General features: G+C 45.4%; 28 protein-coding genes and 3 pseudogenes. 12 read left to right on the forward strand and 19 right to left on the reverse strand.

Translation table 11 applies throughout. The annotated features are described in order from the left end of the window. Positions 1-192 precede the first annotated feature (192 nt). Positions 193-339, forward strand: a complete 147-nt coding sequence (locus DX060_RS11610) for a hypothetical protein (protein WP_181814319.1) — start codon at positions 193-195, stop codon at positions 337-339. Positions 340-416: 77 nt separating this feature from the next. After that, complete coding sequence (locus DX060_RS10965) at positions 417-623, forward strand: hypothetical protein (protein ID WP_147278763.1); 207 nt, start codon at positions 417-419, stop codon at positions 621-623. Positions 624-642: 19 nt separating this feature from the next. Here DX060_RS10965 and DX060_RS10555 read toward each other — a convergent pair whose 3' ends face one another. The 11 genes and pseudogenes from DX060_RS10555 to DX060_RS12275 form a co-directional block, all read right to left on the reverse strand. Further along, positions 643-1,218, reverse strand: a complete 576-nt coding sequence (locus tag DX060_RS10555) for a methyl-accepting chemotaxis protein (protein WP_309473205.1) — start codon at positions 1,216-1,218, stop codon at positions 643-645. Continuing rightward, complete coding sequence (locus DX060_RS10560; protein ID WP_115012495.1) at positions 1,143-1,439, reverse strand: hypothetical protein; 297 nt, start codon at positions 1,437-1,439, stop codon at positions 1,143-1,145. Before DX060_RS10560 ends, DX060_RS10555 begins: the two co-directional genes overlap by 76 nt. Positions 1,440-1,441: 2 nt before the next feature. Continuing rightward, positions 1,442-1,924, reverse strand: a complete 483-nt coding sequence (locus DX060_RS10565; RefSeq protein ID WP_147278842.1) for a methyl-accepting chemotaxis protein — start codon at positions 1,922-1,924, stop codon at positions 1,442-1,444. Then, positions 1,843-2,196, reverse strand: a complete 354-nt coding sequence (locus tag DX060_RS11615) for a hypothetical protein (RefSeq protein ID WP_115012497.1) — start codon at positions 2,194-2,196, stop codon at positions 1,843-1,845. Before DX060_RS11615 ends, DX060_RS10565 begins: the two co-directional genes overlap by 82 nt. Positions 2,197-2,267: 71 nt before the next feature. Continuing rightward, a pseudogene (gene glmU / locus DX060_RS10575) lies at positions 2,268-2,909 on the reverse strand (bifunctional UDP-N-acetylglucosamine diphosphorylase/glucosamine-1-phosphate N-acetyltransferase GlmU); the annotation flags it as partial. Beyond that, the gene (locus DX060_RS10580) at positions 2,882-3,091 is read right to left on the reverse strand and encodes a hypothetical protein (protein ID WP_115012498.1); all 210 of its coding nucleotides are present in this window, start codon (positions 3,089-3,091) and stop codon (positions 2,882-2,884) included. The gene DX060_RS10580 and the pseudogene glmU, both read right to left, overlap by 28 nt. Before the next feature lie 116 nt (positions 3,092-3,207). Further along, on the reverse strand, positions 3,208-3,570 hold the full coding sequence (locus DX060_RS10585; protein WP_115012499.1) for a glycosyltransferase family protein: 363 nt from the start codon (positions 3,568-3,570) through the stop codon (positions 3,208-3,210). After that, complete coding sequence (locus tag DX060_RS10590; protein WP_115012500.1) at positions 3,548-4,048, reverse strand: NTP transferase domain-containing protein; 501 nt, start codon at positions 4,046-4,048, stop codon at positions 3,548-3,550. Before DX060_RS10590 ends, DX060_RS10585 begins: the two co-directional genes overlap by 23 nt. Before the next feature lie 39 nt (positions 4,049-4,087). Continuing rightward, positions 4,088-4,722: pseudogene (gene thyX / locus DX060_RS10595) on the reverse strand (FAD-dependent thymidylate synthase). A gap of 29 nt (positions 4,723-4,751) precedes the next feature. Beyond that, positions 4,752-5,381, reverse strand: a complete 630-nt coding sequence (locus DX060_RS10600) for a flagellar biosynthetic protein FliR (protein WP_258552345.1) — start codon at positions 5,379-5,381, stop codon at positions 4,752-4,754. Continuing rightward, entirely contained in the window at positions 5,323-5,526 is a 204-nt protein-coding gene (locus DX060_RS12275; RefSeq protein ID WP_258552346.1) for a hypothetical protein, read from the reverse strand. Before DX060_RS12275 ends, DX060_RS10600 begins: the two co-directional genes overlap by 59 nt. A gap of 149 nt (positions 5,527-5,675) precedes the next feature. Between DX060_RS12275 and DX060_RS12280 the strand changes: the two genes are divergently transcribed. Beyond that, positions 5,676-5,798: a hypothetical protein gene (locus DX060_RS12280; RefSeq protein WP_258552180.1), complete on the forward strand. Its 123-nt coding sequence runs from the start codon at positions 5,676-5,678 to the stop codon at positions 5,796-5,798. A 354-nt stretch (positions 5,799-6,152) separates the two neighbouring features. Here the strand turns inward: DX060_RS12280 and DX060_RS11620 are convergent, their stop codons facing one another. Beyond that, a complete protein-coding gene (locus tag DX060_RS11620; protein ID WP_181814171.1) occupies positions 6,153-6,323 on the reverse strand; it encodes a hypothetical protein in 171 nt (56 codons plus the stop codon). A gap of 184 nt (positions 6,324-6,507) precedes the next feature. On the opposite strand from DX060_RS11620, the gene DX060_RS11625 reads away from it, so the two are divergent. The 7 genes from DX060_RS11625 to DX060_RS10615 all read left to right on the forward strand — a co-directional run bounded on the left by DX060_RS11625 (position 6,508) and on the right by DX060_RS10615 (position 13,312). Next, entirely contained in the window at positions 6,508-6,657 is a 150-nt protein-coding gene (locus DX060_RS11625) for a hypothetical protein (protein ID WP_181814170.1), read from the forward strand. Between the two features lie 396 nt (positions 6,658-7,053). Continuing rightward, positions 7,054-10,296: an autotransporter outer membrane beta-barrel domain-containing protein gene (locus DX060_RS10605; RefSeq protein WP_147278843.1), complete on the forward strand. Its 3,243-nt coding sequence runs from the start codon at positions 7,054-7,056 to the stop codon at positions 10,294-10,296. A 17-nt stretch (positions 10,297-10,313) separates the two neighbouring features. After that, entirely contained in the window at positions 10,314-10,445 is a 132-nt protein-coding gene (locus DX060_RS12285; protein WP_258552347.1) for a hypothetical protein, read from the forward strand. Between the two features lie 207 nt (positions 10,446-10,652). Continuing rightward, positions 10,653-10,799, forward strand: coding sequence for a hypothetical protein (locus DX060_RS11630; protein WP_181814169.1), 147 nt, complete (start codon positions 10,653-10,655; stop codon positions 10,797-10,799). Beyond that, positions 10,786-10,959 carry a hypothetical protein gene (locus DX060_RS11635; protein WP_181814168.1) on the forward strand — a complete coding sequence of 58 codons (174 nt, stop codon included), beginning with the start codon at positions 10,786-10,788 and terminating at the stop codon, positions 10,957-10,959. The genes DX060_RS11630 and DX060_RS11635 overlap by 14 nt, the downstream gene beginning before the upstream one ends. 53 nt (positions 10,960-11,012) lie before the next feature. Next, positions 11,013-12,557: a flagellin B gene (locus DX060_RS10610; RefSeq protein ID WP_115011208.1), complete on the forward strand. Its 1,545-nt coding sequence runs from the start codon at positions 11,013-11,015 to the stop codon at positions 12,555-12,557. A 95-nt stretch (positions 12,558-12,652) separates the two neighbouring features. After that, complete coding sequence (locus tag DX060_RS10615) at positions 12,653-13,312, forward strand: uracil-DNA glycosylase family protein (protein WP_115011207.1); 660 nt, start codon at positions 12,653-12,655, stop codon at positions 13,310-13,312. 1 nt (position 13,313) lies between these two features. Here DX060_RS10615 and DX060_RS11640 read toward each other — a convergent pair whose 3' ends face one another. The 7 genes from DX060_RS11640 to DX060_RS10635 are packed head-to-tail and all read right to left on the reverse strand — an operon-like array spanning position 13,314 to position 14,747. Further along, the gene (locus tag DX060_RS11640) at positions 13,314-13,457 is read right to left on the reverse strand and encodes a hypothetical protein (protein WP_181814320.1); all 144 of its coding nucleotides are present in this window, start codon (positions 13,455-13,457) and stop codon (positions 13,314-13,316) included. Further along, positions 13,438-13,599 (reverse strand): hypothetical protein, encoded by a 162-nt coding sequence (locus tag DX060_RS11645; protein WP_181814321.1) that lies wholly within the window; start codon positions 13,597-13,599, stop codon positions 13,438-13,440. Before DX060_RS11645 ends, DX060_RS11640 begins: the two co-directional genes overlap by 20 nt. A 32-nt stretch (positions 13,600-13,631) precedes the next feature. Beyond that, positions 13,632-13,973, reverse strand: a complete 342-nt coding sequence (locus DX060_RS10625) for an RsmE family RNA methyltransferase (protein ID WP_181814322.1) — start codon at positions 13,971-13,973, stop codon at positions 13,632-13,634. Further along, the gene (locus tag DX060_RS10630) at positions 13,904-14,209 is read right to left on the reverse strand and encodes a hypothetical protein (RefSeq protein ID WP_181814323.1); all 306 of its coding nucleotides are present in this window, start codon (positions 14,207-14,209) and stop codon (positions 13,904-13,906) included. Before DX060_RS10630 ends, DX060_RS10625 begins: the two co-directional genes overlap by 70 nt. After that, on the reverse strand, positions 14,199-14,330 hold the full coding sequence (locus DX060_RS12290; RefSeq protein WP_258552348.1) for a hypothetical protein: 132 nt from the start codon (positions 14,328-14,330) through the stop codon (positions 14,199-14,201). Before DX060_RS12290 ends, DX060_RS10630 begins: the two co-directional genes overlap by 11 nt. Then, on the reverse strand, positions 14,330-14,521 hold the full coding sequence (locus DX060_RS10970) for a hypothetical protein (RefSeq protein ID WP_147278844.1): 192 nt from the start codon (positions 14,519-14,521) through the stop codon (positions 14,330-14,332). Before DX060_RS10970 ends, DX060_RS12290 begins: the two co-directional genes overlap by 1 nt. After that, entirely contained in the window at positions 14,442-14,747 is a 306-nt protein-coding gene (locus DX060_RS10635) for a hypothetical protein (protein ID WP_115012505.1), read from the reverse strand. Before DX060_RS10635 ends, DX060_RS10970 begins: the two co-directional genes overlap by 80 nt. 151 nt (positions 14,748-14,898) lie before the next feature. Between DX060_RS10635 and hemH the strand changes: the two are divergent. Then, positions 14,899-15,651, forward strand: a pseudogene (gene hemH, locus DX060_RS12295) (ferrochelatase). Positions 15,652-15,692: 41 nt separating this feature from the next. Continuing rightward, entirely contained in the window at positions 15,693-15,827 is a 135-nt protein-coding gene (locus DX060_RS10660; protein WP_258552349.1) for a ferrochelatase, read from the forward strand. The last annotated feature ends 97 nt before the right edge of the window (positions 15,828-15,924 follow it).

Below are 15,924 nucleotides of genomic sequence, written 5' to 3' on the forward strand. Positions count from 1 at the left end.
ACACTGCTTGACAGATAACAAAGCTTGACAAGCTCACGCAAATATCGCGCCTAGCAGATCGCTACTGCTAGGCATTGATAAGCTTGTAGATCCTAGATCCTAGCCCCTATCCTAGAACCCCACAAGCCACCACACCCACACAAACTTATCTCACACTTATAGCCGCAGAAGCTTTATACTAGAATCCACTTTTTGACAAGGATTCAGCTTGCGCAGCTAGAATCCCAAAGCGGTGATGAAACAAGCCTAAACCCCCTAGAATCCACTTTTTATGTTTTTATGGTTACTAAAGAAGCTACGCTTTGCGGCGGGCGGTGGGTGTTCAAAAGTGGATTCTAGTGTGAAAGTCTCTTTTGTCATCGCGAGCGGTGCTTCTGCACCGCGTGGCGATCCATAACAAACACGGATTCTAGGCTATGTTTTTTGGTATATTTTTATGGATTACTAAAGAAACATCGCCTAACGGCGAGCGGTATCCCTTGTTTTCTAAAGAAACTTCGCTTTGCTTGTTTTCTAAAGAAGCTACGCTTTGCGGTGGGGCTGTGGTGTTTGGCTCGCTCACAACAAACGCGGATCTAGGCTTGCCACCAGCTATGGAGGGCTTAGGACTCACTAAGTCTTAAAACGCAGAGATCCCGCCATCTAGCTCTTTGGTCTTTTGCTCGGTGCTTTCACGATAGATTCTACCTGCTTGCCTAGCTCTTTGGTGCGCGATGAGAGCTTGATGATTTCTTCCATTTGCTGGCTTAGGCTAAGAGTCTTGGCAAAGATTTCTTCATTTTTCTTAGCGATATTGCCAGATGCCTGCAAGCTCTGGTCTAGAAGCTCTTTGGTGCGGTGGGCGTTATTGATGAGATCTTGGGCTTGGTCTGCGACTTGCTGGGCTTCTTGCGCGGTGGATTGGATCTCTTCTCCTACTTCTTGTATGCTCTGCACACTCGCATTTGTCATCGCAGAGATTTCGTTTAAGGATTTTTGCGTGCGCTCCGCTAGCTTTCTTACCTCATCTGCCACCACAGCAAAGCCCCTGCCGTGCTCCCCTGCTCTAGCGGCTTCAATGGCAGCATTTAAGGCTAGAAGATTGGTTTGATCAGCAATATCTGCTATGAAAGAGAGTGTTTGGCGCGTTTGGTCGGCATTTTCTACAAGGACTTTCGCGCTTTCAAAAAAATCTGCTGATGATCTTGGCTTGATTGCTGCATTTTGCTTGCGACAGATTCTAGATCTTGTATAAACTCATCAAGCGCATTTTGCGTGTTTGAGACATTTTCTACCATTTTGGCAATATCATCTTTAGTCTGCTGAGTCTGCTGGGCTATATCTTTGGCAAACACACCAACCGTATCGATATGTGCTACTTGTATGGAGGAGTTTTTGGATAGCTCTAGGGAGATTTCATTGAGATTGTTTATAGTCTGGAGATTTTTCCGTGGAGACATTTTTAGCGATTTTTATGGTGTTTTGGATTTTTTCTATAAAGCGATTGAAAAAATGATGAAGTGATCCCTACTTCATCTTGTCTCTTTATGGCTATGCGTTTGGTGAGATCGCCCTCTTTGGTGCTGGTGAGATCCTGTGCCATAGCGCGTAAAAATCCTAGTGGAGCGATAAGCTCCCTTTCAAAAAACACCCACAGCCCGCCCAATGCCATTAGACACGCCACAGCCGTTGTGCCAATGACCCAATACATACTCTCTACAATCCCTTCGTGCAGCTCTTTGAGCGAGATTTTCAGCTCCATAACGCCTAGGACTTCATCTTTTTGCGCATTGGCGTGGCACATAAGGCAACTATCTTGGGCTATAAGCGGCTCATAGAGCAGAGCAAACTCTCCGCTAGATTCTAGCACTGACTCCTTGCCATCAAAGACCTTGCGCACGACTTCTGTGGGGATAAGCGGCTCCTGTATGGCAAAGAGCTCCACCACGCTTGGAGCTTGATAGATCTTGACATCTTCGATACCTGGATAGATTTAGAGTCCTGCACGCTAGCTTCAATGGCTTCTCTTGAGCCGATATTCATACCCGCGCGGATTGTGTAGAAGATAGATTTACTAAGCATATTTACTGTGTGAGTGGATTCTTTTTTGGCAAGTTTGTTGAAGTTGCTTTGCAGCAGGGCGATTAGCCCAAGCACCCCCACGACAAAAAACACAATCAATGTAAAAATCATCTTCGCACGGAAAGTCTTTAACATCAGCACTCCTTATATCCCCTTATGCACGATTAGGATAGCTGATTTTGACTTAGCTACGACTTAGCACTAGCCTAAGACTTGGCAAAAAAGCGGTGGAAAAAGCCTGCGATGTTGCTTTGCTTGGTGCGTGAGAGAGCTAGCTCGCCACTTTTGACATTTGTGGTGATTGTAGAGCCTGCGCCGATGATTGAGCTAGATTCTATCTCCACAGGGGCGACTAGCTGGGTATCGCTGCCGATGAAGACATTCTGCCCGATAATGGTGCGATGCTTTTTCTTGCCATCATAATTACAAGTGATCACCCCAGCACCTACATTGCTCCCAGAGCCTATCTCGCAATCCCCAAGATAGCTTAAATGCCCTGCTTTCACGCCATTTAGCTGTGCGGACTTGGTCTCTACAAAATTGCCTATATGTGTGTGGGAGATGTGGCTTTTGGGACGGATATGCGCCATAGGACCGATGTCGCTATGCTCTATCACACTATCTTCTATCACGCTACCTGCTTTGATATGGGAATGCTTAATGACACTTTTGCCACAAATGCGGACATTATTTTCTATCTCGCACTCTCCTTCAAACTCCACCCACTCTTCTAGATAAATACTCTCTGGCAGCCGCATAATCACGCCTTGATCCATAGCCCTTTGCCTAAGAGCTTGCAGGCAGATAGCTTCTGCTTGAGCTAGCTCGCTCTTAGAATTGACGCCCAAAACTCGCGCGCATTGCCATAAAAGGCGCGATTAGGTGTTGGGCGTTGGCTTTGAGCGATAAATCGTGGATTCTGCGGCGGGGGCTTGGCTCTCCGCAGGTAAATCCCTTCGCCCCCGCCTTGAAAGCCACAATTTCTCATCTCAAATCCTTCCGCCTGCGGCGTGGCTACATTTTTGAGCATTTTGGGCGAAGCTCCTAGAATCCTTTGCTGGCTCGTGTAGTGTGGCGGTGTCAAAAGTGGATCTAGTTGAAGTTGCTCGCGGCAGGATTTTTCACGCCCAGCCTGTTTGTCTTCTTCTAGATTCTAGGAATTGCGCTTGTTTGTTTATCCATCTCGGGGCAGGATTCTAGGATTTGCGATGAGAAATCTTTGCTTTGCGAGCGCGCGCAAGGGCGCATACTTGGCGTATGTAACCGCCGCGCGCGCGATGCAATCAAAGATTTATCGCGCAAAGCTGAATCCCATTGTTCTCTAGCTAGCGCGATAATGTCGGTTAAGTAGTATTCTCTCTGCGCATTATCATTGCTAAGTCTAGGCAGGCTACGCTCTAGCAGCTCTGTATCAAAGGCATAGATCCCAGCATTGACAAGTGTTATGGCTTTTTGCGCTTCATCGCAATCTTTTCTTCGATGATTTTTAGCACTTTGGCGTGTGTGCAAATGCGGATTCTAGCACCACGCGCCCATAGCCGCTGGGATTCTCAAGATCCAAGACACTAAGGACAATGGGAGCATCAATCAAGATAATCGCTCGCATAGATTCTGCGCTGATGAGTGGCATATCTCCATTTAGCACTAAGGTGCGCGGATATTTGACAGCAAACATCTGCTTACTAGAATCTATCTGGGCTTTGGGGCTAGGGTGGCTAGAGGCTTTGCTAGATTCTAGCTTTTTATCACTCACGCACCCTTGCATTAGCGCGCCGCCTGTGCCGGGGAAATTTTGGCAATCTTGCGTGTGGATTGTGATAGAAGCATTCTCTCCAAAATACTCGCGCAAATGCGCTTCTATGGCTTCTTTTTGGTGGTGTAGCACGATATGCACATCATCGCTTACTTGCAATGCCGCTTCAGTGATGCGCGCGATCATCGACTTGCCGCAAATACTATGCAGCACTTTGGGCTTATTTGATTTCATCCGCTGCCAACCCCTGCCGCTAGGATTATAATAGAGCTTTTATACATCGCCATCTCCTTTGCTATTCTCCACGCACTTCTCAAACAAATACTTATGCTCTTGTGGCAATGCTTCATATATACACAATGATAGCTCTTGTATCTCCCACAATGCGTGCTTACTTGTGCGTAGTGTTAGGAAGTTTTGCAAGCTTCGTGCATTGATAGTCCAAGTAAGCTCGGTTAAATAGCACTCTGGCATAGCAATTTAGCTACATCATTTGTGGTGCTAGAGTCTAGTAGCAACTCCTTTAGATTCTGCAATGCCTTGTGGCTCGCTTGATTTACCTTGTCATTGCTTGTAAGCTTGATAAACTTGCTTGCTTTCTCTAGTGTGGATATATCTGCCCTTTTTAGCTCTGCTAGTGTGTATCTACTAGACTTTACAGAGTAGCTAGCTATGCGGTGGCGGGCTAGCTCTTGTAAGCACGCGCGTGATATTCCTTGTATGAAAAAGCTATACACTAGACTCTCTAGGACTGAGGCGTGCTTTAATATATTCCCCACGCGATTGATAAGCTCTCTATCTTTCTCCCCACCACAATCACCTTTATCAAAGCTACTCCAGCAAGTGCGTATAGCGTGTGAGCATACTTCTAGCGGTGTGTGGTGTAGTAGTGTTATGTTTGGATTCATTGTGCTTCCTTGTAAGTAAATGGCAAAGGCTAATGGCGTGAAAAGACAATGCTTAACGCCTTAAACGCTTCATATAAATCTGTTTTGAAATGATACAAAATCCCAGGTATGATTAAAATAACAACGATAAATGCTATGCCAATTTTGAGTGGAAATCCAAAGGAGAAGAGATTAAATTGCGAGTGGGTCTTCATAATCATACCAAAGACAATATCCGCAAGCAAGATCACCCCAAGCACCGGAAACGCCATAGCAAAGCCCAGCGCAAACATACTCCCAAACGCGCGGATAAGGTAGTTTGCAAGATTTGGCGAGAAGCTTACTTGCCCTATGGGGAGCATCTCTAGCGTGAAAGCCACAAAGCGCAAAATTAGATGATGAAAATTAAGCATTAGGGCTAGCACAAGCGCACTTAGCATAATCACCTGCACGATGATGGGCTTGGTATTGCCGCTTGATGGATCATAGGCACTTGCCATAGTCATACCCATAGAGAAGCTTATGCTATCGCCTGCGATAAACAGCGCGTTAAAGACGATTTGCAGCGCAAGCGATGCCATAAAGCCAAGGGCTACCTCCATAAACGCCGCTAGCAGCAAATCAGGCAAAGTGGCGATAGTCGCGCTTGAATGCGCCAAAGGCAGAAATGCAATGGTCAAAAAAAACCGCCATAGCCCCACGCACCGAGATAGGCACAAGCTGAGAGTCAAAAAATGGGAAAAATGTCAAAATCGCGCTAAACCGCAGCAAAAGCAGCAAAAACACAATGACATTGCCCTCTGTGAGATATGCGAGAAACTCCATATTTTATACCCCTAGAATCCTCGTTTTGTATTTTGTGTTCTTTGTTTTTCGAAAGTGGATTCTAGCACACAATCCTACCAATCCCCTAGAATCCACTTTTTAACCTAAACGCTTTTTCCCGTCATTGCGAGACTTGCGCTAGCAGTGGCGTGGCAAAGCGCAGGCGAAATATCTCCGTCATTGCGAGCTTTGGCGCAAGACAAAGCGTGGCAATCCAAAAAAACAACAACAAAGCCAAACAAGTAAAGAAAGCCAAGCCCAAGCAGCAGTAAAGCAAATCAAACAAGAGTGAAGCACGCGTTAAGTAAGAGAGTAGAGTAAGACTAGCCCACCTCCTTAACGATCAAGGTGAGCTATGGATTATCCTAGTAGCACTTGACTACCACTATACATAGCAGTATAATGCCGACTAAGATTTTGCTGCAAATCTTACTCATTGTAACCTCCTTTATTCAAAGTAGGTTACGCCAAGAGAGGTTGCAACTCTCTTGGGCAACCTCTACTGCGATTTTATCATACTTTCCCTAGAATCCGTGTTTGTGTTATGGATCGCCACGCTCGTTGCACTCGCTCGCGATGACAGAAGAGGCAGCGTAGCACAAGGCTCGCGATGACAATTTGAGCTTTCACACTAGAATCCACTTTTTCAAAAAGTGGATTCTAGCAATAACGCCCTTTCCGTCATTGCGAGCGGTGCTTGCACCGTGTGGCAAAGCAAGGCGTAGCCGCAGCTTCTTTAGTAATCCATAAATACACAACAAACACAAAAAGTGGATTCTAAGCGAAATATCTCCCACACCTACTCCACCACCCTGCAAACTTTACCCCACTTTTACAATAACTACATATTTTTTACACACCTTTTACAAACTCTCCCAAACAATGCGCAAATTTATAATTAAATCATAAAAAGCCGTTTTTTTTTTTTTTTGATTTTGGCTAGAATTGCGGCTTTACATTTTGACTATTCAAGGAGACATAATGCAAACACTACACAATAATGCCCATATTCACGGGGGGGGGGGGGGAAATAATCTCTCTCTAAATACCCCTAGTCAATCCGCTCTCTCTCCGTCATTGCGAGACTTCCGCAAGGAAGTCGTGGCAATCCACAAAAACACACACACATAAAAACACAAATCCCAATAAACACAAAAAGTGGATTCTAGCTTTTCTCTGTCATTGCGAGCCGATGAAATCGGCGTGGCAATCCATAAACACAACAACTAAAACACATAAATCCTAGAATCCACTTCCGCAAACAATGTGTAAATATTTAGTCTAATTATAAAAAGCCGTTTTTTTTTTTTTTGATTTTGGCTAGAATGCGAATTTTACTTTACTTTTTGAACGCAAGGAGATCGCAATGCAAGTAACTTCTAATACTATCCACCATATAAACCGGGGGGGAATCTTGTAGATTCTAGCTCCAAGCCTACTCAAGCAAACACTACTCACAACGACAGAAAGCCTACTCGCCTAGGCTTAAGCCTAGCGTGCTTTATCGCACTATCCTCTAGCCTAACTTTGACAAATCTCCACGCTCGGTGGTATCTATTTAGTGGTGATGTAACAAAAGCTAACTGCAATATGTATGCGAGCGGTAATAATTTTGTAATTGACCCCAAAAATGGCGACACTTGTCAAGGGGACTCGGCAAGATTTGCTACAGATGGCGGTTGGAACAAAACCCTATTACTAAAAAACATCACTTTAGATCGCTATACCATTGACACAGAGGGCGACATAGATGCAAGCCGATTGTGGGCTAACACCTTCCTCACTAACTCCACCATAACGACAGCAAATATTGAAGGAAAAATCCGAGTCGAGATTGTAGCCCAAGGCGGAACCAATACTATAAATACCATAAATAATACAGCCAGCCGACTGCATTTAAAAGGCGGTGACAACAAGCTAAACATCACCACCCTCAACCAAGCCACCACCGGACTCTCCCAAATCTTCAAAAATGTCAATGTAGAGCATTTCAATCTCTATGCTGGTAAATCCTATCAACGAGGTGGCAAAGTAGAGACCCTAAACCTCCTAGGTGGAGAATACCACCTAGGAGCCACAGATAGCACTGCTGTAGCTGAAGAAGCTGGCACCATAGGCAATCTAGTCCTAGCAGATGGGACATTCAAGCAATACAAAGGAGAGATAGGAAGCATCACTCTCACAAGTGATAAAAAACAAGCAAGCTTTACTACTAAGAATACCTTCACTAGTGGCAACGAACAACCATCATACAATGGTCTTATCACCAAGATTGACAAACAAGTAAGTGGTGCGCATACCATAGAGCTAGGAGACAATAAGGCTAATGGCACAATCACCGCCACACTCACCAATGGCAGCCTCACCCTTGATAACACCACTGGTGATATCACCAATAATGGAGAGCTAGCATCACTAGAAGTTAGTAAAAAAAGCAATGGCACAAGAGGAAGTGAAGGTATTGTGATTAGTAACGCTGCTACTGCAAGTATTGGCACCCTCTCCACAGCTACCAAATCCACTACTATCAACAATGCTGGCACAATCGATAAGCTAGAGCTCAAAGAGTCTTCCAAGGTAACCAACACCGGTATCATAAAATCCCTTGATGTGCAAAACGGCGACTCCACCATCAACACCCTAAATGGTGTAGGACAAGCATCAGGCGCACAATCCTATGAACTCTCTCGTATAAAGATAACCAAAGATGCCGCCAAACTCACCGTTGATAGCCTAGAAGTAGGGCTTAATGGCAACACTGCGATGAAACGAGTAGAAATCAATGGTAATACAGGTGCTCAAGGTAATAACAAAGAATTTACAGTAAAGAAGCTCATCATCTCTCATCTTGATGATACCTTTGATCCAAGTAAAGGCATTAGCACAGATCTTAAAGACTATGTAGCAGATGGTGTGAGTCAAAGCTATGTTGATACCAATGGCAACAAACCCACCTTTGAATCTAGCCCAGAGCTAGGTGGCATAGGGATTGAGTTTGGTCCTGATGGCACACCACACTTTGATCTTGATCACTCCATAGCTGCAAGTGCGACAAACCTTATAATCCGTCAAAGTATGCGACGAAAAATGCTTATAGACACCTATCTCTCTGAGCAAAGCAGAAGAAGCCTTGCTGGTAAAGATAAAGCAACCAAACAGCGCATAGAGTTTGCTGTCCTAAGTAAGGCTAAAGCTCGCTATGAAATCGATCTTGCTAAATACAAACAAGAAAAAGCCAAATGGGATACACTTGCCGCTACTAAAGAAAACAAAGCTTTGATCGCTAAATACGAGCAAGAAGACAAAGCCTACCAAAAAGCCCTAGAGCAATACAACAAAGACAAAAAAGCCTATGAAGATAATCGCAAAAACCTAGAAACCATCGCTAAAGCCAAAAAGCTAAAAGCCCCCATAGAGCCTAAAGCTCCCAAAGCTCCTAATCTAAAGCCAAGCGATAAGCACTACAAAAAGGCTATGGCAGATTTCACCAAAGCACAAAAAGCATATGAAAAGGCTATGAGCAACTATGAGCAAGAGCTTAGAATCTATAATGAGGAAAATAGCAAGCTAGAGACCATAGCAAAAGCAAACAACCTTAAAGCCCCCGTAGCTCCAAAAGCCCCCGTGCGACCAAACCTAAAGCCAAACCACAAAGACTACAAAAGGCTAATGGCAGCTTATGAGTCAAACCAAAGAGCCTACCAAGCAGCCCTGAAACGCTATGAGCTAGAGAAAAAGAGCTATGAGAAAGAGTATCAAAAGCTCATAGCTCTATCTGATGCCCAAAGCAATAAGCTAAAAGCCCCCACAGAGCCTAAAGCTCCTAGTAAGCCTAAAATCCTAGCCCAAAAGCCAGAAATGCCACAAGAGCCTAGTCTAGGAGAGGTGAGCCAAGAGCTACTAGCCAAACACCAAGTCCAAGGGGATTTCTTTATTAGAGCATATGGTGGAGCTGGCACACATAAAGCAACCAATGGCGCACAAACTAACTCCTGGAGTGTGGGCACACTCTTTGGAGCAAATTGGCATTTGCCCCTTGGAAAAACAAGTGGGAATATCGGCTTCTATGGTGGCTATGAGTATCTACACAATGGCTATAAGCAAGCCCATATCAGTGCGCAAGGACATACAGGCTTTGTAGGCTTGCGCTTTGTTCATCTCTTTGCAAAAACAAAGCTCGCAGGCTTCTACTACCTTGCAGATGTCAATAGTGGCTATACAGATATATCCCTAACCCAAGATATGAATGCACTGCGATTTGGAGCAAATATCAGCAATCTCAATATTGGCTCTTCCTTTAGCCTAGGATCATCAGTGTATATGTATGGCACCAAATCTGTGCTTAATCCATCTCTTGGTGTAGGTGTAGAGGGTGGCTATATCGGGGAGTTTGAAATGAAGACACAAAAAGCAGGTGAGCTACGCTATGGTGGGCTAGCTCTACCTTATGGAGTAACCTACACCCAAGTCAATCTCAACTACTACCAAGAATATGGCAAAAGATTCTCAAGCATACTTGGTGGAGGGTTTCGATATTTGTTTAATAATGAAGTGGGGATTATGCCAACACTCAATGGCAAGACCTATATGACTGATGAAAAGACAGGTAGAGCAGCGATGGCACATTTAGCTTCCTACTTCTACCAAGGCACTGCTATGCTACACTACCGCACAGACAAAGCAGGAAACTTCTCTGCTGGCTATGTGGTAGTAGGTGGGGAGTTGGGGATAACGCATAATGCTTCTGTAAGGTGGAATTACTTTTTCTAGCCCATAGCGATTCAGCTTTGGGTGAGCAATGCGGCAGTATTGCGATTTTTGTGAAAGGCACGACCAACAAGGTCGCTAACCTTCCCCAAAAATCGCAAAGCTCCCACAGCCCCACCGCAGTTCTTAGAATCGTGTTGCTCTCAAACTAACTTTACTCCTAGAATCCATTTTTTACACCTTTGGCATTTAACCCTAGAATCCACTTTTTGTAATCCTACCGCCGCGACTCTCTTAGTTTTTCAGGCTTTTTAATTTCCAGCTTTTTTATCGTCATTGCGAGCGGTGCTTGCACCGCGCGGCAAAGCGTAGCTTCTTTAGTAATCCATAAGAAAAAATAAACAAAATCCTAGAATCCTTTGCTAGCTTTTTTACAATTCTTACTTACTCCTAGAATCCACTTTTTTAATTTTTCCCCTTACATTTTTAACATTTCCCTAGAATCCACTTTTGTGTTTTTGGCATTTAACCCTAGAATCCACTTTTTGAAAAGTGGATTCTGGTAAAGGTTATTTTGCTAGCGCAAAATTATGGATCGCCGCGCCGATACATCGGCTCGCGATGACTATGGGGGCGGTGCTGCTAGAATCCACTTTGACTATGGATACTAAGCAGCTGCATTACACAAGCCAACGCCCCTATCGGCAAAAATCCATTTACCTTTAATTTTGGAACACCTATTGCTTCACTTTGCTAAATCACACTGCAAAGGATGCATTATGAGCTTTAGGATAAATACAAACATCGCCGCACTAACAGCACACACCACAGGTGTGCAGGTCAATCGTGAGCTTGGCTCCTCGCTAGAGAAGCTAAGCTCTGGTCTTAGGGTCAATAAGGCTGCTGATGACGCCTCTGGTATGGCGATCGCCGATAGCTTGCGATCGCAAAGCGAGAGCTTGGGGCAGGCGATTAGAAACGCTAATGACGCTATCGGTATGATCCAAGTCGCAGATAAGGCGATGGACGAGCAGCTAAAGATTTTGGACACGATTAAGACAAAGGCGATCCAAGCCGCACAAGATGGACAGACGCTAGAATCCCGCCGCGCTCTGCAAAGCGACATACAACGCCTACTAGAAGAGCTTGATAATATCGCTAATACCACGAGCTTCAACGGACAGCAAATGCTCTCTGGCTCTTTCTCTAACAAAGAGTTCCAAATCGGCGCGTATTCTAACACCACGGTAAAAGCCTCCATCGGTCCTACCAACTCCAACAAAATCGGGCATGTGCGTATGGAGTCTTCATCAATCTTAGGTGAAGGAATGCTAGCGAGTGCTGGGGGGCTAAATCTCTCTGAAGTAAGCTTAAATTTCTTGCAAACTGATGGGGTGAATTCCTTCCAACTCGAAGCAGCCAAAATCTCTACTTCTGCTGGCACAGGTGTGGGCGCGCTAAGTGAGATTATCAACAAATTTTCTGATACTCTAGGTATCCGCGCTTCTTACAATGTCCAAGCCACAAGCTCACTACCGGTGATGTCTGGCACGGTGCGTGATTTGGTGATTAACGGCACAACCATTGGAAATATCAATGATGTGCGTAAAAACGACTCTGATGGCAGGCTGATTAACGCGATCAATAGCGTCAAGGAGCGCACGGGTGTGTATGCTTACCTTGACATCACAGGGCGGCTAAATCTTAGCTCTCCAGATGGCAGAGCTATCCAGATCCAAGGCGGTGGCGAGGCGGCGCAAGTCTTTGGCGGTGGGGATTTCAATGGTATCTCTGGGGTCAATCACGCTATCGTTGGGCGACTCACGCTTATCCGAACGGATGCGAGAGATATTCTAGTAAGTGGGGTAAATTACAGCCATATAGGATTCCACTCCGCACAAGGTATCGCAGAATACACCGCAAACTTGCGCGAGCTGCGTGGGATCTTTGGCGCAAATGTCGCAAGTGCCTATGGGGCAAACGCAAACACCGCACAAAGTGATCTCAACTGGAAAGGCATTGGGGCTGGGGTTACAAGCCTTAAGGGTGCTATGCTTGTAATGGATATGGCGGATTCTGCTAGGACACAGCTAGATAAAGTGCGAGCGGATATTGGATCTGTGCAAATGCAGCTAGTCGCTACTATCAACAATGTCTCTGTAACGCAAGTCAATGTCAAAGCCGCAGAATCCCAAATCCGTGAAGTGGATTTTGCTAGCGAGTCAGCCAACTTCTCGAAATTCAACATTTTGGCACAGAGCGGAAGCTTCGCTATGGCGCAGGCAAATGCTGTGCAGCAAAATGTCCTTAGGCTCTTGCAATAGCTCTTTGCCCCATCAATGCGCTTAAAGGCGTATTTGGGCAAGGATTCTGCATTTTCACAATCAAATCTTAAGCAAATTTCTGCCACTATGTGCTAATGATAAACTTACACGATACACACACAGACGCCGCACGCAAACGCCAGCTTTATGAGCTATATCTCGCTAGGGCTTGTGGGGTGGAGTTTGTCCAGCCAGCTAAAGTCTCTCACACGCACAATCCCATATCCCCCCACAATCCCATAAAATTTAGCGATGATCTCTCTCAAAGGATTATACACTGCAAGCTTTGTGGGCGCAGTAAGCGAGGAAGCCCAGAGCTAGGCTATATCCAAGCTAAATCCCCTGTGATCTTTGTCGTAGAATATGCGATGAGTGAAAATGGCAGGCTAGTGGATTCTAAAGCATCGCAAATGCTTGCTAATATCGCGCATAAGGTCTTTGGCGTGGCGCACTTTAGCGTGCTATCTCTGCTCAAATGCGCCTCCCACCCAGCCAGCCCGCAAGATATAGAGCTATGCGCTCCATATCTCACAAGCCAGCTAGAGGCAATGCCCCCTGCTTGTGTCGTGCTTTTTGGCGAGATGGTGCTAGAATCCTTGCTCGCCCTAGATACCAGCCATAAGGGCGCGCTGCTTGAAGCCTTTGGCAAAAAGACTATCGCCACGCACTCTATCGCCGCTCTCTTGCGCAACCCAAGCTTGAAAAAAGACTCCCTAGAGCATTTCCGCCTGCTTCAAAGCTTCATACCCAGATAGCCTAGAATCCACTTTTTTCAAAGGGATTTGGCTTTTCTAAAGAAACATCGCCTAACGGCGAGCGGTGTCCCTTGTTTTCTAAAGAAACTGCTTCGGCTTCGCCTTGCACCGCTTCGGCTTGTTTTCTAAAGAAACTTCGCTTCACTTGTTTGCCACGCGGTGCAAAAGCACCGCTCGCAATGACAAAGAAAACGCCCCAAAAAGTAGAATCCTCGTTTGATAACACAGCCCACAAACGCCCTTTTATTGTCATTGCGAGCGGATTGAAAATCCGCGTGGCAATCCATTTTCAAAAGTGGATTCTAATGGAGAGAGTGGATTACCACGCTCCTAAATGCCACATTTTGCAAGCAAGGCAAGGGCCGGCAGTTTGTGAGCGTAGGATTCGCCCTGTATCAAACGCCACGATCTCACGCTTAGCAAAAAGCTCTCTCTCCCTGTGGCTAAAGCCCCCTTCTGCCCCAATTAGCACCCCAGAATCTAGCGCGATACTAGATGCTAAGACATCGCCGCCAATAATCTTGCCGCCAAAATCCAGCACCAATGCGTTGGGGTAGCACTCTAGGGCTGCTTGTGTGGATTCTAGGATCTCTATCTCACACAAATCACTCCGCCCGCACTGCTCACACGAGCAAACAAGTATCCGCTCCAGCCGTGCCAAATCAATATGCTGCCCTCTTTGAGAAAAATCCGCCCAAACACACTAAGCTTACTAAGCCCTAGCTCATTGAAGCTAGGCAGGGCTTTTTCTATGGTCTTAGCCTGTGTGATCGCCCAGATGATATGCGTGTGCTTGCGCGGGGCATTGGGCGCGTGCTTGCTAGAATCTAAACTAAGCCTAGCACATCGCTTGCTAATAGAATCCACCTTGTAGGTATAAAGCCGCTCATCGCGCAAAATTTCTTAGGGCGAGGTTGCTAGTAGCCTTGCTTCGGCGCGCGCTAAAAATATGCGTGAAACTCTCGCCTTCAAGCACAAGAGTCTGCGCCCCAGCTTCAGCGTGGAAGACAAATTGCATTACACAATGATCCTAAGGCTAAAGAGCAGCACCAAGCATAGCTCTATGCCATAAACCCACTTGCAAAATGTGATGTATTTGCGCATAAGCTCTTCGCTAGTCCTAGCAAGCTTAAGTCGTTTTATCCGCTTGATCTCCATAAGAAAAATCAGCAAAGTAAGCGCGATCATCGCCCCAATCTGCCAAGTCATATACCATTGCCGACTTGCTAAGATAACACCCCGCTAAAGCTCCCCACGCCACAAGCAAAAAGATAATAGGCATAACAAACCATAGCTTAATAATCACCTTTTGATAAGTTTTATAAGTAAAAAGTGTGTAGAGATTGATGAGAAAAGGTATCGGGAAAAATGCCATAAAAAATGCGTGGAAAAACACCATATCATTAAACGCCTTTGCGATCATATCGACTTCCATTGCTACTCCTAAGCCTAAAATCAATATGCGTTAATTTTAGCATATTATTATTTCAAACTTTGGAGACAACAACAGCTAAGGATCCGCTCTCTATGCCTACACACAAAGCCCAGCAAATCACACACATAAACGCGCTATTATCCTGCTTAATATGGGCGGTCCTACGGATATTTCTGGAGTGGAGAGCTTTTTGCAAAATCTATTTAGCGATCCGCTTATCCTACGGATCAAAATCGCTTTATCCGCAAAATGGTAGGCTCATTTATCATCAATAAACGCCTAGAATCTGCCAAGCACAACTACCGCGCCATAGGCGGAGCTTCGCCCTTGCCAGCCCATACTTTTGCTTTGTGCAAGCAGCTTGAAAAGCTGGATTCTAGCGCGATCTTTACCTATGCTATGCGCTATACACCGCCATTTGCCTATGATGTGCTGCTCTTTATGCGAGCAAAAGGTCGATGAGATCGTGCTTTTTAGTATGTATCCGCAATTTTCTACCACCACCACCAAGTCATCAATGCTTGATATATACCACAATCTTAAAGCCCTATCCTATACCCCTAGAATCCACATAGTAGAAGACTTTCACGCGTATGAGCCATACTATGAGCTAATCGTTAGCACTATCTTAGACACATTGCAAGAGCGCGATCCTAGAGACTTCACGCTTCTGCTCTCTGCCCACTCTCTCCCGCAAAAGATAGTCGATAGCGGCGATCCCTACCCGCACAATGCCAAAAGGGGGTAGAAATCTTGCGCACGATTTTTTGCGCGGCGGGGGATAGAGTTTGCCAAAATTGTGCTAGCCTATCAGTCAAAGGTCGGTCCTATGCGCTGGATTGAGCCTTTTACAAGTGATATTATCGCCAAAGCTAGCGGTCAAAATCTCATCATCTATCCCTAGCTTTCACCATAGATAATGCCGAGACAATCTATGAGCTAGGCATTGAGTATAAAGAGCTAGCAAAGCAAAAAGGCGTGAAAGACTATCTCCTGTGCCCGTGTATGAATGATAGCCCAGAGTTTGCTACGATGATATACACGCTTGCAAAGCAAAGGCTAGATTCTAGCCCCACTTGATAAGGATATATATGCTCTACTCTTATGTATTTACTACATTTATGCGCATAATTAGCATAGCAGCGATGCTATGCGCTTTGTGGCTTCTTGGCGGTTG

The sequence above is a fragment of the Helicobacter canis genome, assembly GCF_900451095.1.
Lineage (GTDB): Bacteria > Campylobacterota > Campylobacteria > Campylobacterales > Helicobacteraceae > Helicobacter_B > Helicobacter_B zhangjianzhongii.